The 20,787-nt window shown below is 63.5% G+C and carries 18 protein-coding genes; 12 read left to right on the top strand and 6 right to left on the bottom strand.

The window, feature by feature from the left end; translation table 11 throughout:
* Positions 1–4: 4 nt before the first annotated feature.
* From B4L76_RS17255 to lpxC, 4 genes are all read left to right on the top strand, one after another.
* Positions 5–874, top strand: coding sequence for a cell division protein FtsQ/DivIB (locus tag B4L76_RS17255; RefSeq protein ID WP_186675142.1), 870 nt, complete (start codon positions 5–7; stop codon positions 872–874).
* Between the two features lie 14 nt (positions 875–888).
* Entirely contained in the window at positions 889–2,145 is a 1,257-nt protein-coding gene (gene ftsA / locus B4L76_RS17250) for a cell division protein FtsA (protein WP_296234170.1), read from the top strand.
* A gap of 55 nt (positions 2,146–2,200) precedes the next feature.
* Positions 2,201–3,397, top strand: a complete 1,197-nt coding sequence (gene ftsZ / locus B4L76_RS17245; protein ID WP_003251871.1) for a cell division protein FtsZ — start codon at positions 2,201–2,203, stop codon at positions 3,395–3,397.
* A 112-nt stretch (positions 3,398–3,509) separates the two neighbouring features.
* Positions 3,510–4,421, top strand: a complete 912-nt coding sequence (gene lpxC / locus B4L76_RS17240) for a UDP-3-O-acyl-N-acetylglucosamine deacetylase (protein ID WP_112250319.1) — start codon at positions 3,510–3,512, stop codon at positions 4,419–4,421.
* 45 nt (positions 4,422–4,466) lie between these two features.
* Here lpxC and B4L76_RS17235 read toward each other — a convergent pair whose 3' ends face one another.
* Positions 4,467–4,922 (bottom strand): DUF721 domain-containing protein, encoded by a 456-nt coding sequence (locus B4L76_RS17235; RefSeq protein WP_225780738.1) that lies wholly within the window; start codon positions 4,920–4,922, stop codon positions 4,467–4,469.
* A 329-nt stretch (positions 4,923–5,251) separates the two neighbouring features.
* On the opposite strand from B4L76_RS17235, the gene secA reads away from it, so the two are divergent.
* The 4 genes from secA to B4L76_RS17215 all read left to right on the top strand — a co-directional run bounded on the left by secA (position 5,252) and on the right by B4L76_RS17215 (position 11,107).
* Positions 5,252–7,987, top strand: coding sequence for a preprotein translocase subunit SecA (secA, locus tag B4L76_RS17230; RefSeq protein WP_296234168.1), 2,736 nt, complete (start codon positions 5,252–5,254; stop codon positions 7,985–7,987).
* A gap of 194 nt (positions 7,988–8,181) precedes the next feature.
* Complete coding sequence (gene argJ / locus B4L76_RS17225) at positions 8,182–9,399, top strand: bifunctional glutamate N-acetyltransferase/amino-acid acetyltransferase ArgJ (RefSeq protein ID WP_296234166.1); 1,218 nt, start codon at positions 8,182–8,184, stop codon at positions 9,397–9,399.
* Positions 9,400–9,533: 134 nt separating this feature from the next.
* Positions 9,534–10,166, top strand: a complete 633-nt coding sequence (locus tag B4L76_RS17220; RefSeq protein WP_296234164.1) for a glutathione S-transferase family protein — start codon at positions 9,534–9,536, stop codon at positions 10,164–10,166.
* Complete coding sequence (locus B4L76_RS17215; RefSeq protein ID WP_296234162.1) at positions 10,163–11,107, top strand: Nudix family hydrolase; 945 nt, start codon at positions 10,163–10,165, stop codon at positions 11,105–11,107. Before B4L76_RS17220 ends, B4L76_RS17215 begins: the two co-directional genes overlap by 4 nt.
* Before the next feature lie 38 nt (positions 11,108–11,145).
* Here B4L76_RS17215 and B4L76_RS17210 read toward each other — a convergent pair whose 3' ends face one another.
* Genes B4L76_RS17210 through B4L76_RS17200 form a run of 3 tightly spaced genes read right to left on the bottom strand, consistent with a single transcriptional unit; the run spans position 11,146 to position 14,700 of the window.
* Positions 11,146–11,712, bottom strand: a complete 567-nt coding sequence (locus B4L76_RS17210) for a cob(I)yrinic acid a,c-diamide adenosyltransferase (protein ID WP_296234161.1) — start codon at positions 11,710–11,712, stop codon at positions 11,146–11,148.
* A 1-nt stretch (position 11,713) separates the two neighbouring features.
* Complete coding sequence (locus B4L76_RS17205; protein ID WP_296234159.1) at positions 11,714–13,744, bottom strand: sensor histidine kinase; 2,031 nt, start codon at positions 13,742–13,744, stop codon at positions 11,714–11,716.
* A 38-nt stretch (positions 13,745–13,782) separates the two neighbouring features.
* A complete protein-coding gene (locus B4L76_RS17200) occupies positions 13,783–14,700 on the bottom strand; it encodes a putative 2-dehydropantoate 2-reductase (RefSeq protein ID WP_296234158.1) in 918 nt (305 codons plus the stop codon).
* Positions 14,701–14,800: 100 nt separating this feature from the next.
* Here B4L76_RS17200 and B4L76_RS17195 point away from each other — a divergent pair, with 100 nt between their 5' ends.
* The 3 genes from B4L76_RS17195 (at position 14,801) to B4L76_RS17185 (ending at position 17,604) form a co-directional block, all read left to right on the top strand.
* Positions 14,801–15,286 carry a YajQ family cyclic di-GMP-binding protein gene (locus B4L76_RS17195; protein WP_054884610.1) on the top strand — a complete coding sequence of 162 codons (486 nt, stop codon included), beginning with the start codon at positions 14,801–14,803 and terminating at the stop codon, positions 15,284–15,286.
* A 114-nt stretch (positions 15,287–15,400) separates the two neighbouring features.
* Positions 15,401–16,243 (top strand): mechanosensitive ion channel family protein, encoded by an 843-nt coding sequence (locus B4L76_RS17190; RefSeq protein ID WP_296234155.1) that lies wholly within the window; start codon positions 15,401–15,403, stop codon positions 16,241–16,243.
* 116 nt (positions 16,244–16,359) lie between these two features.
* The gene (locus B4L76_RS17185) at positions 16,360–17,604 is read left to right on the top strand and encodes an MFS transporter (protein WP_296234153.1); all 1,245 of its coding nucleotides are present in this window, start codon (positions 16,360–16,362) and stop codon (positions 17,602–17,604) included.
* Between the two features lie 70 nt (positions 17,605–17,674).
* Here B4L76_RS17185 and B4L76_RS17180 read toward each other — a convergent pair whose 3' ends face one another.
* Complete coding sequence (locus B4L76_RS17180) at positions 17,675–19,222, bottom strand: AmpG family muropeptide MFS transporter (protein ID WP_296234151.1); 1,548 nt, start codon at positions 19,220–19,222, stop codon at positions 17,675–17,677.
* Between the two features lie 43 nt (positions 19,223–19,265).
* Entirely contained in the window at positions 19,266–19,619 is a 354-nt protein-coding gene (locus B4L76_RS17175; protein WP_296234149.1) for an MGMT family protein, read from the bottom strand.
* Positions 19,620–19,770: 151 nt separating this feature from the next.
* Between B4L76_RS17175 and B4L76_RS17170 the strand changes: the two genes are divergently transcribed.
* On the top strand, positions 19,771–20,781 hold the full coding sequence (locus B4L76_RS17170) for a DUF481 domain-containing protein (RefSeq protein WP_296234148.1): 1,011 nt from the start codon (positions 19,771–19,773) through the stop codon (positions 20,779–20,781).
* Positions 20,782–20,787 lie beyond the last annotated feature (6 nt).

The raw sequence follows: 20,787 nt of genomic DNA, 5'->3' as shown, positions 1-20,787 counted from the left end.
AACCATGCAAGGCGCGATGATACGTCAGCAGCAACCCGTTACCGGCCGTAGCAAGCCGGTGCCGCGTGGTGCCAGCCGGCTGGTGGCCGACGAGCCCGTATCGGCGCGCCTGCCGCGGCCCAGCCTGGGCGGCCTCAAGCGCCTGCTGTGGCCGGTGGTGCTGGTGGCGGCCGGCTTTGGTGCCTATGAAGGCGCCATTCGCCTGATGCCGTACGCCGATCGACCGATCACCAAGATCGATGTGCAGGGCGACCTCAGCTACATCAGCCAGCAGTCGGTGCAACAACGCATTGCGCCGTACGTCGCGGCAAGCTTCTTCAGTGTCGACCTGCCGGCGATGCGTGCCGAGCTCGAGCAGATGCCGTGGATCGCCCATGCCGAAGTGCGCCGGGTGTGGCCCGACGAGGTGGTGATCCACCTGGAAGAACAGTTGCCGGTAGCACGCTGGGGTGACGAGGCCTTGCTCAACAACCAGGGCCAGGCCTTCACCCCGCGCGAACTGGCCAACTACGAGCACCTGCCGCAGCTGGCCGGGCCGCAGCGTGCGCAGCAACAAGTCATGCAGCAGTATCAGGTATTGAGCCAGATGCTGCGCCCCTTGGGCTTTTCCATCGCTCGCCTGGAGCTGCGCGAGCGAGGCAGCTGGTTCCTGACCACCGGTGCGAGCAGCGCCGGGCCGGGTATCGAGCTGCTGCTGGGGCGCGACCATCTGGTGGAGAAGATGCGCCGTTTCATTGCCATTTACGACAAGACGCTTAAAGAGCAGATCACCAACATCGCCCGCATCGATCTGCGATACGCCAACGGACTTGCCGTTGGATGGCGGGAACCGATTGCACCGACGACGGCCCAACCCGCCGTTGCGAAGAATTAGAGAGAGGCAGGACCATGGCAAACGCGCATAGCGGCAAAATGATCGTCGGGCTGGACATCGGCACCTCCAAGGTGGTGGCGCTGGTGGGCGAAGTGGGCGAGGACGGCACCCTGGAAATCGTCGGGATCGGCACCCATCCGTCCCGCGGTCTGAAAAAAGGCGTGGTGGTGAACATCGAGTCCACCGTCCAGTCGATCCAGCGCGCTGTCGAAGAAGCGCAGCTGATGGCCGGCTGCCGCATCCACTCGGCGTTCGTCGGCGTGGCCGGCAACCACATCCGCAGCCTGAACTCCCACGGCATCGTCGCCATCCGCGACCGCGAAGTCAGCCTGGCTGACCTGGAGCGCGTGCTCGATGCCGCCCAGGCCGTCGCCATCCCGGCTGACCAGCGGGTGCTGCACACCCTGCCGCAGGACTACGTGATCGACAACCAGGAAGGCGTGCGCGAGCCGCTGGGCATGTCTGGCGTACGTCTGGAAGCCAAGGTCCATGTAGTCACCTGCGCGGTCAACGCGGCGCAGAACATCGAGAAATGCGTACGCCGCTGCGGCCTGGAGATCGACGATATCATCCTCGAGCAGCTGGCCTCGGCCTACTCGGTGCTGACCGACGATGAAAAAGAACTGGGCGTGTGCCTGGTGGACATCGGCGGTGGCACCACCGATATCGCCATCTTCACCGAGGGCGCGATTCGTCACACCGCAGTGATCCCGATCGCTGGCGACCAGGTGACCAACGACATCGCCATGGCCCTGCGCACGCCGACCCAGTACGCCGAAGAAATCAAGATCCGCTACGCCTGCGCCCTGGCCAAGCTGGCCGGTGCCGGCGAGACCATCAAGGTGCCGAGCGTGGGTGACCGCCCACCGCGCGAGCTGTCGCGCCAGGCCCTGGCCGAGGTGGTGGAGCCGCGTTACGACGAGCTCTTCACCCTGATCCAGGCCGAGCTGCGCCGCAGCGGCTATGAGGACCTGGTGCCGGCCGGCATCGTCCTTACCGGCGGCACCGCGAAGATGGAAGGCGCCGTGGAACTGGCCGAGGAAATCTTCCACATGCCGGTACGCCTGGGCGTGCCGCACAGCGTCCGGGGGCTGAGCGACGTGGTTCGCAACCCGATCTATTCCACTGGCGTGGGCTTGCTCACCTACGGCCTGCAGAAGCAGACCGAAGACCTGCCCCTGACCGGTAACAGCAGCAACAACAGCTATGGCGAGGAACCGAAGGCCCCGGTGCTTGAACGCTTCAAGCGCTGGGTTCAGGGCAACTTCTAAGTTTCAAAGCAGTAGTGGTAGGCGCGACAACTAGAGAACTGTAAGGAGAGGGAAAATGTTCGAGCTCGTAGACAACGTCCCGCAAAGCCCGGTCATCAAGGTGATCGGCGTTGGCGGTGGTGGCGGCAACGCCGTCAACCACATGGTCAAGAGCAGCATCGAAGGCGTGGAGTTCATCTGCGCCAACACCGATGCCCAGGCGCTGAAAAATATCGGCGCGCGCACCATCCTGCAATTGGGCACTGGCGTGACCAAGGGCCTGGGTGCCGGTGCCAACCCGGAAGTCGGCCGCCAGGCCGCGCTGGAAGACCGTGAGCGCATCGCTGAAGTGCTGCAGGGCACCAACATGGTGTTCATCACCACTGGCATGGGCGGCGGTACCGGTACCGGTGCTGCGCCGATCATTGCCGAAGTGGCCAAGGAAATGGGCATTCTCACCGTTGCCGTGGTGACCCGTCCGTTCCCGTTCGAAGGCCGCAAGCGCATGCAGATCGCCGATGAAGGCATTCGCATGCTGGCCGAGAGCGTCGACTCGCTGATCACCATCCCCAACGAGAAGCTGCTGACCATCCTGGGCAAGGATGCCAGCCTGCTGTCCGCGTTCGCCAAGGCTGACGACGTACTCGCCGGTGCGGTGCGCGGTATTTCCGACATCATCAAGCGCCCGGGCATGATCAACGTCGACTTTGCCGACGTACGCACCGTGATGGGCGAAATGGGCATGGCCATGATGGGTACCGGTTGCGCCAGCGGCCCGAACCGTGCGCGAGAAGCAACCGAAGCGGCCATTCGTAACCCGCTGCTGGAAGACGTCAACCTGCAGGGCGCCCGCGGCATCCTGGTGAACATCACCGCCGGCCCGGACCTGTCGCTGGGTGAGTACTCCGACGTGGGTAGCATCATCGAAGCCTTCGCCTCCGACCACGCCATGGTCAAGGTCGGCACCGTGATCGACCCGGACATGCGTGACGAACTGCACGTGACCGTGGTGGCCACTGGCCTGGGCGCGCGCATCGAGAAGCCTGTGAAGGTGGTCGACAACACCCTGCAGACTGCCCAGCAGGCGTATGAAGCATCCAACCCGGCGCCGGTTCGCCAGGAGCAGCCTGCGGTCAACTACCGCGACCTGGAGCGCCCGACCGTGATGCGCAACCAGGCCCATGCAGGTGCTGCTGCAGCGGCTAAACTCAACCCGCAGGATGACCTGGACTACCTCGATATCCCGGCATTTCTGCGTCGTCAGGCTGATTAATGGAATTTATCAGGGGTATAAGGGTGATTGGTATTCATCAAAGGTTGGGTCTGTTATCATCCCCAGCCTTTGTTGATACCTGTTCGCAATTTGCGCTGAAGCGGCCAATGCCATGATTAAACAACGCACCCTGAAGAATACCATCCGTGCCACAGGTGTCGGTCTGCACTCCGGGGAGAAGGTTTACCTGACCCTCAAGCCTGCACCTGTTGACACCGGCATCGTCTTCCGCCGCGCCGACCTCGACCCTGTGGTCGAAATCCCGGCGCGCGCGGCCAACGTCGGCGAGACAACCATGTCGACGACGCTGGTCAACGGTGACGTCAAGGTCGATACGGTCGAGCACCTGCTCTCCGCCATGGCGGGCCTGGGCATCGATAACGCCTACGTCGAGCTCTCCGCCTCGGAAGTGCCGATCATGGATGGCAGCGCCGGACCCTTTGTATTCCTGATTCAGTCTGCCGGCCTGGAAGAACAGGACGCAGCCAAGAAGTTCATCCGTATCCTGCGGGAAGTTACCGTGGAAGAGGGCGACAAGCGCGCCACTTTCCTGCCTTTCGACGGGTTCAAGGTGAGCTTCGAGATCGACTTCGATCACCCGGTGCTTCGCAACCGGACCCAGAGCGCCAGTGTCGACTTTTCCAGCACCTCCTTCGTGAAGGAAGTCAGCCGCGCGCGTACTTTCGGTTTCATGCGTGACATCGAATACCTGCGCAAGCACAACCTTGCGCTGGGTGGCAGTGTCGAGAACGCCATCGTGGTCGATGAGGACGGCGTGCTCAACGAAGACGGCCTTCGTTACGAAGACGAATTCGTCAAGCACAAGATCCTCGACGCCATCGGCGACCTCTACCTGCTGGGCAACAGCCTGATCGGCGAGTTCAAGGGCTTCAAGTCCGGCCACGCGCTGAACAACCAGCTGTTGCGCAAGCTGATTGCCGAAACCGATGCCTGGGAAGTGGTCACCTTCGAAGATGCCAGCACGGCACCGATCTCCTACATGCGCCCTGTTGCGGCCGTGTAAGTTCGAACACTCTCTAGTTCTAAGGCCACCTTCGGGTGGCCTTTTTTATTGCTTGTCTTCCGCGTGGGCAGCCAAACGTTCCAGTGCTGCGCGCAGCCTGGGGTCGGTGATGCCCTCGGCGGTGTCGCGCAGGCTCTCGGCGGCACGGGGCGACAGCTCGGCGGCGTGTGTTCCGCGTTTGGCAGGCACCAGGGGCGGTTGCACCTTGAACAGGATCCGGGTGAGGTTGCCGAACGCCTCCATGGCTTGCAGCTGGCGCTGCAGGCGCTTCTGCTGGTAGCGCAGGCGGGTCGCCCAATGGCCGTCGGTGACGACCAGCAACAAGGTGCCATCGCGCCATGACGCGACATGGCAGTGCTCGCGTGCGGCTGGTTGCAGCTGGCTTTCCAGCAGGCGTTGCAGGTGTTCCAGGCGCTCGGCCTGGTTCAGCAGCAGGCGCAACGGGCGGACCTGGCGCAGCAGGGCCGAGGGCGGCTGGGCGGGGGAGGGTTTGTAGGCCATGGGGGTACGCATGAGGTTACATGGTCCGCAGTCTAACATCTCTATAGCCTGCACTGGCCTCTTCGCGGGTGTATCCGCGAAGAGGCCGGCACGGATATCACAAGACAAGACTCATTCTCGATACGTTTCATCTTCCCGAACCTTGAACTCAGGGAAAATACCCCTATCTAAAACAGGCCCCCGCCAAAGCGCTGTGCCAGCATCGTGGAAATCCACCACTTTCCTCACCATCGTTTCCGGGTAGAATGCTCGTTCGCATGCGGCCTCAGGGCTGCACGGGCGACTCATGGGGCCGCCCTCCATCCCTACGTGTGGAAGATCCTGCCGATATGTTTGCGCCTTTGTTAAAGAAACTTTTTGGAAGCAAGAACGAGCGTGAAGTGAAACGCATGCTCAAGACGGTGAACATCGTCAATGCTCTCGAAGAGAAGATGGTGGCCCTCTCCGACGAGCAACTGCGGGGCAAGACCGCAGAGTTCAAGGAGCGCCTGGCCAAAGGCGAGACACTGGACCAGTTGCTGCCGGAAGCCTTCGCCGTGGCCCGTGAGGCCGGCAAGCGCGTGATGGGCATGCGCCACTTCGACGTGCAGCTGATCGGCGGCATGACCCTGCACGAGGGCATGATCGCAGAAATGCGTACCGGTGAAGGCAAGACCTTGGTCGGTACCCTGGCCGTGTACCTCAACGCATTGTCCGGCAAGGGCGTGCACGTGGTTACCGTCAACGACTACCTGGCCCGCCGTGACGCCAACTGGATGCGCCCGCTGTACGAATTCCTCGGCCTGTCCGTGGGTATTGTTTCGGCCTTCCAGCCGCCGGAAGAAAAGCGCGCGGCCTACGCGGCCGACATCACCTACGGTACCAACAACGAATTCGGTTTCGACTACCTGCGCGACAACATGGCGTTCAGCCAGGAAGAGAAGTTCCAGCGTGAACTGAACTTTGCCGTGATCGACGAAGTCGACTCCATCCTCATCGACGAAGCGCGCACCCCGCTGATCATTTCCGGCCAGGCCGAGGACAGCTCCAAGCTGTACATCGAGATCAACCGCCTGATTCCGCGCCTGAAGCAGCATATCGAGGAAGTGGAAGGCCAGGTCACCCAGGAAGGCCACTTCACCATCGACGAGAAGAGCCGCCAGGTCGAGCTGAACGAAGCCGGTCACCAGTTCATCGAAGAGATGCTCACCCAGGCCGGCCTGCTGGCCGAGGGCGAGAGCCTGTACTCGGCGCACAACCTGAGCCTGCTGACCCACGTCTATGCCGGCCTGCGCGCGCACAAGCTGTTCCACCGCAACATCGAATACATCGTCCAGGATGGCCAGGTTCTGCTGATCGACGAGCATACCGGCCGTACCATGCCGGGGCGTCGTCTGTCCGAAGGCCTGCACCAGGCCATCGAAGCGAAAGAGAACCTGAACATCCAGGCCGAGAGCCAGACCCTGGCTTCGACCACCTTCCAGAACTACTTCCGCCTGTACACCAAGTTGTCCGGCATGACCGGTACCGCCGACACCGAAGCGTTCGAGTTCCAGTCGATCTACGGCCTCAACGTGATGGTCATTCCGCCGAACAAGCCGTTGGCGCGTAAAGACTTCAACGACCTGGTGTACCTGACCGCCGACGAGAAATACGCGGCGATCATCGCCGACATCAAGGAAAGCATGAAGCAGGGCCGCCCGGTACTGGTCGGTACGGCGACCATCGAAACGTCGGAGCACATGTCCAACCTCCTGAAAAAGGAAGGTATCGAGCACAAGGTGCTCAACGCCAAGTACCACGAGAAGGAAGCCGAGATCATCGCCCAGGCGGGTGCGCCAGGCGCCCTGACCATCGCCACCAACATGGCCGGCCGTGGTACCGACATCCTGTTGGGCGGTAACTGGGAGGCCGAAGTAGCCGCCCTGGAAAACCCCACCGCCGAGCAGATCGCCCAGATCAAGGCCGACTGGCAGAAGCGTCATCAGCAGGTGATCGAGTCGGGTGGCCTGCACGTGATCGCCTCCGAGCGTCACGAATCGCGCCGCATCGACAACCAGTTGCGTGGCCGTTCCGGTCGTCAGGGCGACCCGGGTTCCAGCCGCTTCTACCTGTCGCTGGAAGACAGCCTGATGCGTATCTTCGCCTCTGACCGGGTGAAGAACTTCATGAAGGCGCTGGGCATGCAGTCGGGCGAGGCGATCGAACACCGCATGGTCACCAACGCCATCGAAAAGGCCCAGCGCAAGGTCGAAGGCCGCAACTTCGACATCCGCAAGCAATTGCTCGAATACGACGACGTGGCCAACGAGCAGCGCAAGGTGATCTACCACATGCGCAACAGCCTGCTGGCCGCCGAGAACATCGGCGACACCATCGTCGAGTTCCGCAAGGAAGTACTGGACGCTACCATCAGCCAGCACATTCCGCCGCAGTCGCTGCCCGAGCAGTGGGACGTGGCCGGCCTGGAAGCTTCGCTGGCCAGCGATTTCGCCATCAAGCTGCCGATCCAGCAGTGGCTCGACGAGGACGATCACCTCTACGAGGAGACCCTGCGCGAGAAGCTGCTGAACGAGATCACCACTGCGTACACCGAGAAGGAAGACCAGGCCGGTATCGAGGCCCTGCGTACCTTCGAGAAGCAGATTCTGCTGCGTGTGCTGGACGACCTGTGGAAAGACCACCTGTCGACCATGGACCACCTGCGTCACGGTATCCACCTGCGTGGTTATGCGCAGAAGAACCCGAAGCAGGAGTACAAGCGCGAGTCCTTCAGCCTGTTCCAGGAGCTGCTCGAGTCGATCAAGCGCGACACCATCCGCGTGCTGTCGCACGTTCAGGTGCGCCGCGAAGACCCGGCCGAAGAGGAAGCCCGCCTGCGTCGCGAGGCAGAGGAACTGGCCAGCCGCATGCAGTTCCAGCACGCCGCTGCCCCGGGCCTGGAAAGCGAGCAACTGAGCGAAGAGGGCGCCGAAGTGGCGGTCGCCCCGACGCCGGTACGCAACGACCAGAAGCTGGGCCGCAACGAGCCTTGCTGGTGCGGTTCGGGCAAGAAGTTCAAGCATTGCCACGGGCAGATCGAGTGATCTGACCAGGCTGTTGTAACCTGAAACATCCGGGGCCGCTTTGCGCCCCGTTCGCGGCACGAGGCCGCTCCTACCGGGATCGCGCGCGCCAATGGTTGCGGTGTCCTTGTAGGAGCGGCCTCGTGCCGCGAATGGGGCGCGAAGCGGCCCAGCTCTTCCATCACCTGTCCACCGTATTTTCTAGGAGCGCTCTAATGGCTGTTGGTCTTGGTCCTTTGCCCACCCTGCACCCGGTACCGGGTTTTGAACTCGGTATCGCTTCTGCCGGTATCAAGCGCCCGGGGCGCAAGGACGTGGTGGTGATGCGCTGTGCCGAAGGTTCCAGCGTGGCGGGCGTATTCACCCTCAATGCCTTCTGCGCAGCACCGGTGATCCTGTCCAAGCAGCGTGTACAGGGCACCGTGCGCTACCTGCTGACCAACACCGGCAACGCCAACGCCGGTACCGGCGCGCCAGGCCTGGCTGCCGCCGAGCGCACCTGCGCCAAGCTGGCCGAACTGGCCGGCGTACCGGCCGAGTCGGTACTGCCGTTCTCCACGGGCGTGATCGGCGAACCGTTGCCGGTGGAGAAGATCGAAGGCGCGCTGCAGGCCGCCCTCGACGACCTGTCGGAAAACCACTGGGCCGAAGCCGCCACCGGCATCATGACCACCGACACCCTGCCCAAGGGCGCCAGCCGCCAGTTCCAGCACGATGGCGTGACCGTTACCGTGACCGGCATCAGCAAGGGTGCCGGCATGATCCGCCCGAACATGGCCACCATGCTCGGCTACATCGCCACGGATGCCAAGGTTGCCCCGGCGGTGCTCAAGGACCTGATCCTCGACGGCGCCAACAAGTCGTTCAACCGCATCACCATCGATGGCGACACCTCGACCAACGACTGCTGCATGCTGATTGCCACCGGCAAGGCCAACCTGCCGGAAGTCACCGAAGCCAGCGGCGCGCTGTTCGAAGCGCTGAAGAAGGCGGTGTTCGAAGTGTGCATGGAAGTGGCCCAGGCCATCGTCCGTGACGGCGAAGGTGCCACCAAGTTCGTGACCGTGCAGGTCAACGGCGGCGGCAACCACCAGGAATGCCTGGATGTCGGTTACGCCGTGGCCCACTCGCCGCTGATCAAGACTGCGCTGTTTGCCTCCGACCCGAACTGGGGCCGCATCCTTGCCGCCGTCGGCCGTGCCGGCGTGCCGGAGCTGGATGTGAACCTGATCGATGTGTACCTGGACAACGTCTGCATCGCCAGCAAAGGCGGGCGCAGCCCGAGCTATACCGAAGACCAGGGCGCCAAGGTCATGGCCCAGGAAGAAATCACCATCCGCATCGAGCTGGGGCGCGGGCAGTGCAGCGAAACCATCTGGACCACCGACCTGTCCCACGAGTACGTGAAAATCAACGCCGAATACCGTACCTGATGTAAATGGGGCCGCTTTGCGGCCCTTTCGCGGGCAAATCCGCTCGTACAGGGGCTTTACGGTCCTTGTATCGGATTTACCCGCGAAAAGGCGGCAAAACAGCCCCAGAATCCCCAGATACATGGAGCCGAACCATGAGCTATCAATTGATTATCGGCGACAAGCTGTATTCCTCCTGGTCGCTGCGCGGCGCACTCGCCCTCGAACTGGCTGGCGTGCCCTACGAAGAAACCCTGATCAGGCTCAAGCAGCCTGACACCCGTCAGCGCATCCTGGCATTCTCCGCCACCGGCAAGGTGCCGCTGCTGAAGACCGAGCACGGGGTGATCGCCGACTCGCTGGCCATCGCCGAATACCTCAACGAACGCCACCCCGAGGCCCAGCTGTGGCCTGCCGACATGGCTGCCCGGGCGCAGGCCCGCTCGGCCTGCGCGCAGATGCATAGCGGCTTCCTCGCCCTGCGCAGTGCCATGCCGTTCGACCTTTCGCGCGACCAGGCGCTGGACAGCGTGCCGCTGGAGGTACAAATCGATATCGACCGTGTCGTTGCGCTGTGGTCCGAATGCCGCTTGGTAGCCAAGGAAAGCGGCCCGTTCCTGTTCGGCAAGCCGAGCCTGGCCGATGCTTTCTTCGCCCCGGTGGCCGTGCGCCTGCGCACCTACCGCGTGGAAGTGCCCGCCGAGGCGGCGGCCTATATCGAGACCATTTATCAATGGCCGGCCTTCCAGGCCTGGCAACGGGCTGGCCTGGCGGAGCGTGAAGGGTGAAACGGATTCATGTTGTAGCAGCCGTCATTCGCGGTAGCGATGGCCGCATCCTGATCGCGCGCCGCGCCGATACCCAGCATCAGGGCGGATTGTGGGAGTTTCCCGGTGGCAAGGTGGAGGAGGGCGAAGGCGTCGAGGCGGCGCTGTCCCGTGAGTTGCGCGAAGAGCTGGGCATCGAGGTGAGCCGTTCGCGCGCGCTGATCAAGGTCAGCCACGATTACCCGGACAAACAGGTGCTGCTGGACGTTCGTGAAGTCGAGGCGTTTACCGGTGAACCGCATGGCGCCGAGGGTCAGCCGCTGGCTTGGGTTGCCCCGCGCGATCTGGCGCAATACGAATTCCCCGAGGCCAACAAGCCGATCGTTGCCGCCGCACGCCTGCCGGACCAGTACCTGATCACCCCGGATGGCCTGGAAGTGCCGCAGTTGCTCAAGGGTATCCAGAAGGCCGTGGCCGGTGGCATGCGCCTGATCCAGTTGCGTGCGCCGGACATGTACGACCCCAAGTACCGCGACGTGGCGGTGGACGCGGTCGGGCTGTGCGCCGGCAAGGCACAGCTGATGCTCAAGGGGCCACTGGAATGGCTGGGCGACTTTCCTTCGGCGGGCTGGCACCTGACCGCCGCACAATTGCGCAAGTATGCGCCCAATGGCCGGCCGTTCCCCCGTGAGCGTTGGCTGGCTGCTTCCTGCCATAGCGCTGAAGAGCTGGCGCTGGCGGAACAGATGGGTGTCGACTTCGTGACCTTGTCGCCAGTGCAGGCGACCCAGACTCACCCTGACGCCGTGCCGCTGGGGTGGGACGAAGCGCAGCGGATGGTTGCCGGGTTCAACAGGCCGGTCTACCTGCTGGGTGGGGTTGGGCCAGGTGAGCGGGAGCAGGCCTGGGCTGCCGGGGCGCAGGGTGTGGCCGGGATTCGAGCGTTCTGGCCGGAAATTTGAGCCGCCGGTAACTGGGGCTGCAAAGCAGCCCCACCATCTCAGCCTTCAGATTTGGCCGCAGGCTGCCACAACACTTCGGCAACCCCCTGCCGCCGCCCGATGATCCGTGCCGCCACGAACAGCAGGTCGGATAGCCGGTTGATATACGCCAACCCAACCCCCGGCAATGGCTCCTCGGCATTCAAATGCTGACACCGCCGCTCCGCGCTGCGCGCCAGGCTCCGGCACACATGCGCCTGTGCCACCAGGGCCGAGCCACTGGGCAGGATGAAGTCCTTCAGCGGCCCCAGTTCTTCGTTCCACACATCGATCGCGGCTTCCAGACGTTCCACCTCCGCCGTGTCCAGTGCCTGGTAACTGGGCATGGCCAGCTCACCCCCCAGGTCGAACAAGCGATGCTGGCAGGGCGCTAGCACCTGGCTCACTTCGTCCAACCCTTGTTCGGCCAGCCCTGCCAGCAGCAACCCCAATTGGCTGTTCAGGCTGTCCACCTCGCCGATCGCCTCGATCCGCGGGTGGTCCTTAGGTACGCGGCGGCCATCGCCCAGCCCGGTCTCGCCCTTGTCGCCAGTGCGCGTATAGATCTTCGACAGGCGATAGCCCATGTCATGCCTCCGTTGTGGCCGGCGCAATCGCGGCCGGCTGGGCAAGGGGCAGACGCAGGGTGAAGCAGGTGCCCTGGCCGGGCGTGGACTGCACTTCCATCTGCCCCTTGTGGTTATTGGTGATGATGAAGTACGAAACCGACAGGCCCAGCCCGGTGCCCTGGCCGATGTCCTTGGTGGTGAAGAAAGGCTCGAAGGTACGCTTGCGCACCCCTTCGGGCATGCCGACGCCGTTGTCCTCGACCTGGATTTCCGCCCACGGCGGGTTAAGCCGGGTGCGCAGGATGATACGCCCGGGCTCGCTCGGCTTCGACCGCTGGTGGATGGCCTGGGCGGCGTTCTTCAACAGGTTGAGCAGCACCTGCTCCAGTTCGTTGGCGGTGCATGGCACCGGGCCCAGTTCCGGGTCGAACTGGCGTACGATGGCCGTGCCCTTGAAGTCGAAGCCGATGGCCAGGTCGAAGTCGTTGCCGGCAATCTCTACCGCCTGGTCGATCAGTGCCGGCAGGTCGCACGGCGCCAGCTGGCGGTTGCTGCGGCGGCTGAAGCTGAGCATGTGGGTGACGATTTTCGCCGCCCGGGCGCCGGCCTGCTGGATGCCGTCAAGCAATTGCGGTACATCGCGGCTGTCCAGGTAGCGGTTTACCGTAACCAGGTCTATGCCCAGCTCTTCGGCCTGCTCGAGGTTGCGCGGCAGCTCTGGCGACAGGCGCCGGCGGATGTTCTGCACATTATGCAGGATCGCGCCCAGCGGGTTGTTGATCTCGTGGGCCATGCCGGCGGCCAGGCCGCCGACCGAAAGCATTTTCTCCGATTGCACCATCATTTCTTCCAGCGACAGGCGCTGGGTGATGTCGTCGATGCGGATGACCACGCCACGGCCACCGCCGCCGGTCAATGGGTAGAAGGTCAGGGCATAGTGGCGCAGGTCGTCGCCCTTGGGCCAGGTGACCCGCTCGATCTTCGCCACCCGGTGCTTTTCCACGGTTTCCTTCAGTTGCGGCAGGAACGGCTTGAGCGGTTCGAAGGCAATGAAGATCGGCTGGTTCAGCGCCTCGTCCAGTGGCGTGCCGGAAAGCACCGTGGCTTCATGGTTCCACTGGGTCACGTAGAGCTGCTCGTCAAGGGCGATCAGCGCCGAGGGCATCGAGTCGATGATGCTGTTGAGGTAGTTCTGGAAACCGGTGAGCTTTTTCTCGATCTTGCTGCGCACCTGGACTTCCAGCTCCAGCTTGCGGTTGGTGTGGCGGGTTTCCTCAGCCAGGCCCTGGGCCTGGTCATAGGCTTCCTGAAACTCGTCGCGGGTGCGCTTGAGCTGCTGTTCGCGGGCTTCGATGCGTGAAAGCATGGTGTTGAACGCTTCGGCGAGGCTGCCGATTTCGTCGTCGTTGCCACGCTGGGCGCGCAGGGAGTAGCTTTCTTCGCGGGTGACCTGGCGGCTGAGTTCCTCGAGCTGGTTGATCGGCTGGGTGATCAGGCGTTTTATCTGCCGGGCAATGAAGATCCACAGCAGGATGCTGAACACCAGAATGGCCAGGCTGGCGCTGAGAGTGCCGGTGTAGAAGGCAGTAGGCAGCTCGCTGCTGGCCACCAGCAGCAGGTGGGCCGGCGGGTTGGCCTCGCGCGGCATGCGGATCAGCTGGGTACTGCGAAATTCCATCAGGCGCCAGCCATCGATGTTGCGAAAACGCTTGGGCAGGGGCAGCGGCTCGCCATGCTGCAACTGCGCCAGCATGCGGCCGTCGCCACCGTAGACGGCGGCGGCGCGCAGCGGCGTGTAGCTGTCCAACTCCTTGAGCAGGGCGCTGGCGGCGTCCGGGTTGTCGCCGGCGCGGGCTGCCAGCTGCGGGTTGGCCACCAGCCGGCCGATGGTGTGCAGCGCCTGGGGCGCCATGCTCTCCTGGGTGATCCAGTAGGCGGCGCTGATGAAAGTGAGGTTGGCCACCAGCAGGATGGTCACCAGTAGTACCAGCAGGGCCGCCAGCAGCTTCTGCCCGACCGGGAGGTTTTCCAGGCGTTGGCGCATGGTCATGGGCGAGGCAATGTCCTTATCCGGTTGAAAGGGCCGCGTCAGTCGCAGGGCAAGCCACGCATGCGCAGGTTATCGACCAGGCGCTGCTGCAGGTGTTCCAGCGCTGGCAATTGCAGGCGATGACGGCCGGCGGCGCGGCAGGCGTGGCCGAGCAGGTAATGCACCTCGGTGCGGCGGCCGGCGCGAACGTCCTGGTACATGGAAGAGTAGTTGGCTGCGGTGGCGACGATCACCCGCTGGACTTCCTCGTTCAGTTCAACCGCCGCCTCCGGCTGGCCGCAGTGGCGCAGCAGCCGGGCCAGCTCGGCGCACACTGCGTCCACTTCGCCCAGGTGCCCCAGCAGGCCGCCGTTCTGGCAGTCGTGCAGTACGGTCAGCGGGTTGATGGCGCAATTGAGTGCCAGTTTGCGCCACAGGCGGGTGACAATGTCCACCGTCCATTTGCCAGGGATGGCGGCTTCGTGCAGGTCATCGAACCAGGCCGGGACCGCGGGGTTGCGCGGGTCGCCCAGCCAGTTGAAACCGTGGCCGGCAAACCGTACCTGCCAGTCGCCCTCGCGGAACGCACCTTCGGTACTGGAGGCGAAGATGCAACGCACGTGGGGGACCAGGTCGGCCACCTCGTCCTGGCTGCCCAGGCCATTCTGCAACAGCACTACCTCGGCGTCATCGGCCAGCCGCGCTGCCACGCCGGCTATCGCCGGGGCGGCGTCGTAGGCCTTGCAGGCCACCAGCAGGCGGTGGATCGGGCCGTGAGCCTGCGCGGTTTCGGCAGGGATGGCGTAGTGGCGTTGCTGGTCCTGTTCCACCAAGGTCAGGCCGCCGGCCTGCTGGTAGGCCTGCAAGCGTTGCCCGTCGCGCAGGATCAGGCGCACTGCCTTGCCTGCGCGCGCCAGGCGGCAGGCCCACAGGCTGCCCAGGCTACCGGCGCCGAGAATATGCCAGGTGCTGCTCATATGCGTTTCGCAACCCGTTATAATGAGCCCGCATTTTAACCGTCAAACCCAGCGCGCTCCATCTTCAGCCTGAGCGCGCTTTTATTTTGGGAGAACAACCATGCCTTCGTTCGACGTGGTATCGGAACTGGACAAGCACGAAGTGCAGAACGCGGTCGACAACGCCATCAAGGACCTGGACCGCCGCTACGACCTCAAGGGCAAGGGCAGCTTCGAGTTCAAGGACAAGGAGCAGACCGTGGTGCTCACCGCCGAGGAAGAGTTCCAGCTCGAAGCGATGCTGGAAATCCTGCGCCTGGCGCTGGTCAAGCGCAAGATCGACGTGAAGTGCCTGGAAACCAAGGACCCGTACGCCTCGGGCAAGGAAAAGAAACAGGAAGCCAAGTTCCGCGAAGGCATCGACAAGGACCTGGCCAAGAAGATCGTCGCCACCATCAAGGACGGCAAGCTCAAGGTCCAGGCCGCGATCCAGGGTGAGCAGGTACGTGTTACCGGCAAGAAGCGTGACGACCTGCAGGAAGCCATTGCCCTGCTGCGCACCAAGGAATTCGACATGCCGCTGCAGTTCAACAACTTCCGCGACTGATGCAGGAGCCAACCGGAACCCGCATTGGCAAAATGATGTCCATGGGCCCCGGGCTGCGCAAACATGCGCGGCCTGTTCTACCGTGTACTTGCCGCTCGGCATCAGGAGATGAATATGGATTTGAACGCTGAAGTCGATCAGCTGGTCCGCCAATCGCAGACCTGGATTCCCTTGATCATGGAATACGGCAGTCGCGTGCTGCTGGCATTGCTGACCCTGGCGGTCGGCTGGTGGATCATCAACAAGGTCAGCGCCCGCCTGGGCAAGCTGGTCGGCCTGCGCAACGCCGACCTGGCGCTGCAGGGCTTCATCAGCACCCTGTCGAACATCGTGCTGAAGGTGCTGCTGCTGGTCAGCGTGGCGTCGATGATCGGTATCGAGACCACCTCGTTCGTTGCCGCCATCGGTGCCGCCGGCCTGGCCATTGGCCTGGCCTTGCAAGGCAGCCTGGCGAACTTCGCCGGGGGCGTGCTGATTCTGATGTTCCGTCCGTTCCGCATCGGTGACTGGATCGAGGCGCAGGGCGTGGCCGGCACCGTCGACAGCATCCAGATCTTCCACACCGTGCTGCGCACCGGTGACAACAAGACCGTGATCATGCCTAACGGCAGCCTGTCCAACGGCATCATCACCAACACCAACCGCCAGCCGACGCGCAAGGTGGTGTTCGATGTGGGCGTGGATTACGAGGCCGACCTGCAGAAGGCGCGCAACGTGTTACTGGAGCTGGCGCAGGACCCACGCGTGCTGCAAGACCCTGCGCCGCAGGCGGTGGTAGCCACCCTGGGCGACAGCGCCATTACCGTGTCGTTGCGCCTGTGGACCAAGACCGCCGATTACTGGGACGTGATGTTCATGCTCAACGAGCATGCGCGCGACCGGTTGAAGGCCGAAGGGATCGATATCCCGTTCCCGCAGCGGGTGATTCGTGTGGTGCAGGAGACTGCAACGCAGTAATACCGCATAAAGCCGGGGCAAGCTGCAGCCCCGGCTTTTTTTACACTTGTTCACAGCAATATCCCGGCAATTCTGGCATATAGCCTGACCCCACCTGCCATGCCCGATACGCCATCATGAAACCACTGTTGTACATCACACCCCTGCGTGCCTTGTTGTTCGGCCTTACCCTGGCCCTGTTCGAGCTGCTCACCTATCTGGCCAGCGACGCGGTCATGCCGGCCATGCCGGTGGTGGTCGGCGACCTGAACGCCAGCCCCGAGTACATTCCCCACGCGCTCAACCTGTACCTGCTGGGTGGCGTGTTACTGCAGTGGCTGATCGGTCCGCTGGCCGACCGCTATGGCCGGCGCCCGCTACTGCTGACCGGTTGTGCCTGTTTCGGGCTTGCCTGCCTGGCAACCTTCTGGGTCGATAACATCGGCCTGTTCAACCTGTTGCGCCTGCTGCAGGGCATCGGCCTGGGCTTTGTGGTCACGGTCAGCTACCCGGCCTTGAACGAAGCCTTCAGCGAGGCAGACGCCGTGCGCATGATGGCGCTGCTGGCCAATATCGCGTTGCTGTCGCCCCTGCTCGGGCCGCTGGTAGGTACCTTGATGCTGCAGTGGCTGGATTGGCGCTGGTTGTTCGTGGCCTTTGCCGTGGGCGCGGTCCTGGCCTGGCTGTTGCTGTACCGGCTGATGCCGGAAACCCTGGGGGTGGAACGCCGGGACGGTTCGCGCCTGGCATTCACGCCGATTCACCTGTTGCCGTTGCTGGCCGGCTATGGCCAGTTGCTGGTCAACCGGCGCTTTGTCGCTGGCAGCGCGGCGCTGGGCCTGGTCGGCCTGCCGTTGATTGCCTGGATTGGCCTGTCGCCAGTGCTGCTGATCCACGATGAGGGGCTGAGCACCCTGGAATACGCCTTGTGGCAACTGCCGGTATTTGGCGGGCTGATCCTGGGCAACCTGATCATCAATCGTATCGCCGAGCGCTACCCGCTGCCATCCCTGGTACGTGGCGCGCTGTGGCCGTACCTGGCCGGCCTGGGCCTGATGGTGCTCGCGACCTGGTATCGGCCGAGCGTGACCAGTGTGGTGGCGGGCATGTCGCTGTATGCGCTGGGGCTTGGCGTGGCCAATGCGGTGCTGTACCGCATGACGCTGTTCGCCAGTGAACAGAGCAAAGGCCTGGTCTCGGCCATGCTGGGGATGATCACCATCGCCCTGCTGGGGCTGGGCGGCGCACTGCTGGCGATGATTGGTGCCGGTGCCAGCTTACTGCATTTTGCCCTGGCGGCAGGTGTGGCGGGGGCGCTGGCGCTGTGGCCGTTGTGGTTCGTGGTGGGACAGCGACCTGGGGAAGGTGCTGTTGCCGAATGATCTTTCTTGCCTGAACCGGCCTGTTCGCGGGCAAGCCCGCGAACAGGCCGGTTCAGGCAGCAGGGATCTCTCAGGGGCGCTCGCCTGCCGAGTGTTCCGCTGCCACCGGTTTGCCCGGCCCGGCCTCCTGGCGCCACTGCAGGGCAATCAGGATCAGGGTCGGCACGCCCAGCAAGGCGGTGATCAGGAAGAAGTCGTGATAACCGAACTTCTCCACCATGACCCCTGAATAGCCGCCGATAAGGCGCGGCAACAGCAGCATGATCGAGCTGAGCAACGCATACTGGGTCGCGGAGAACTTCAGGTTGGTCAGGCTCGACAGGTAGGCGACGAAGGCCGAGGTGGCCAGCCCGGAGCTGAAGTTGTCCAGCGAAATGGTCACCACCAGCATCTGCAGGTTCGGGCCCATGTCGGCCAGCATCAGGAACAGGATGTTGGTACCCGCCGAGGCCGCGCCGCCGATGAACAGGATCGGCATGATGCCGAAGCGCACGATCAGCAGGCCGCCAGCCCCGGCGCCGACCAGGGTCATGATCAGGCCGAAGATCTTGCTGACACTGGCGATCTGGTCCTTGGTGAAACCCATGTCGATATAGAACACGTTGGCCATCACGCCCATCACCGTGTCCGACATGCGATAGGTAGCGATCAGGCCGAGCAGCAGCAGGGCCTGCCAGCGGTAGCGGGCAATGAAGTCGTTCACCGGCGTCAGTACCGGGGCCAGGCCGCGACGGCCCAGGCTCGACAGGCAGGCCCAGGTCAGCAGCACATAGAGGATCAGGCGCAGGAAGGCGCGGTCTTCCAGCAGCAGGTCCAGGGGCGTGGCATCACCGGAGATGACGCTGGACCAGCCGGTATTGAACATCTGGGTGAAGCTGGCCGGTACCGACACCAGCAGAATGATCAGCACGAACACCGAGGCCAGCTGGTGCGCCAGCCCATAGCGCGCCGCCGACAGCTGGGTCCGCATGGGGACGGGCGGCTCGCGCATGATCAGGGTGGTGAACACTGCGGGCAGCATCATCACCGCGAACATCACGTAGGTGCCGGCCCAGGCCTTGTGCAGGTAGCTGAAGCCGGTGGAGCCGAACCACTCGGCGAAGAACAGGGCACCTGCTGTCGCCAGCAGGGCCGCTACCCGGTAGCCGGCCATGTAGCTGGCGGCCAGCGCGGCCTGGCGCTGGTCATCGGCGATTTCCAGGCGGTAGGCGTCGACGGCGATGTCCTGGGTCGCCGAAGCGAAGGCCACCAGTACTGCCAGGGCAATCAGCCAGGACAGGTGCTGTTGTGGATCGCACAGGCTCATGCCGACCAGCCCGATCACCACCAGCGATTGTGACAGCAACAGCCAGGACCGACGGCGCCCCAGGCTACCGAGCAGGGGCAGGCGCCATTGGTCGAGCAGCGGCGACCACACCCACTTGAAGGCGTAGGCCAGGCCGATCAGGCTGGCGTAACCAATGGTTTCGCGGGCTACGCCCGCTTCGCGCAACCACACCGAGAGGGTGGAGAACACCAGCATGTAGGGCAGGCCGGCGGCGAAACCGAGCAGCAAAAGTACCAAGGTTGACGGGCTGGCATAGGCAGCAAGCGCAGCGCGCCAGGTTTTACGGGGCATGGGCCAACATCTGCCTCAAGTTTGCGAAAACAAAGCGCGCACTCTAACCGCTGTGCTCCATCGGGCGCCAGCCATGGCGCGTCATATCCACACGATTATTGGTTACATTCACGCCCTCCGCGCGCAGCCGCGCCCGTTGTTCATCCCCCGACGGGGTACCTGACGCCAGGCTCAGCCTGCCGCCTGCGCCGAGCACCCGGTGCCAAGGCAGGCGGGTGTCTGCAGGCAGTTGCCCGAGGGTGCGTCCGACCCAGCGGGCCGCCCGGCCAAGACCCGCCAGCTCGGCCAGCTGGCCATAGCTCACAACCTTGCCGGAAGGCACCTGGCCCAGTACCGAATATAGCGCCGTTCGTCGGCCCTCGGCGTTGTCGAGGACGTGCTCATGGGCAACGGACATCAGGCCCCCTCTGGGCTGCAGATGAAACCGGACCAACGGTTCGGCGAATGAGAGTTGAACTCAACGGCATGCTTCCGGTCTGTCCTTGCTCTGGTCGTCGGTATCTGGATAATGCCCGGCTTTTTCGTCAAATCGAACCCGTAGTGCGTTTATGTATTCTAGATCCTTGTTGTGTCTGCTGGCTGTTTCCCTGTGCGCCTCGCCGGTGTTCGCCGACACCGTGTGGATGAAGAACGGTGACCGGCTCAGCGGCAAGATCAAAGTCTTCGACGGCGGCAAGCTGCTGCTGGAAACCCCGTATGGCGGTTCCATCGCCCTGGATTGGAAAGAAGTCCAGACCCTGGAGAGTGACCAGGAGCTGCTGGTCAAGCAGGACGCCTACAGCGGTGAGCGAGCCAAGTCGCTGAAGGCTGCCGAGCCTGGCAAGGTGACCCTGGCCAACGGTGAGACGCCGAAGACCGTGGAATTGGCCAGCATCGAGCAGATCATGAAGCCCAAGCCGCTGGTCGAGGACTTCGTGTGGAAGGGCAACGTCGACGTGGCGCTGGACTACAAGCGTGCCGAGAACGATACCGACGACTATGACGTCGGCTTCAAGACCAGCGCCCGCCACGGGCGCTGGCGGCACAACGCCGAAGGCGACTACAACCGCGAGACCAAGGACGACGTCACCACCACCAACAACTGGAGCGCCGAGTACGCCCTGGACCGCTTCCTCACCGAGAAGTGGTTCTGGCAGGGGCGCATGGAATACAAGCGCGACCACGTCGAAGATCTGGCCCGCCAGCGCACCGTGGGTACCGGCCCGGGTTACCAGTTCTGGGATGATGAACTGGGTGCGTTCTCGCTGGGTTCGTTGATCAACCGCACCGACTTCGAATACCAGGACGGGGCCAAGGATAACTTCTATTCCGCGGCACTGAAGTGGGACTACACCCGTTACCTGATCGGCAAGAACGTGCAACTGTTCACCAACGGCGAGTTCGCCAAGCCGCTGGGTGGGGTGGCCGACTACGCGCTGGATGCCGAGGTTGGCCTGCGCTACAAGGTGACCGAGTGGGCCTCGCTCAACCTCAAGGCAGAGAAGGACATCATCACCGGTACGCGTGAGAGTGACCTGGACAAGACCCGCTATACCGCTGGGTTTGGCGTTACCTGGTAAACCGCC

The organism is Pseudomonas sp. UBA4617, assembly GCF_002386445.1.
In the GTDB taxonomy this organism is placed as follows: Bacteria; Pseudomonadota; Gammaproteobacteria; order Pseudomonadales; family Pseudomonadaceae; genus Aquipseudomonas.
The sequence above is the reverse complement of the archived record's forward strand: the minus strand, read 5'-3'. Positions and strand labels throughout refer to the sequence as shown.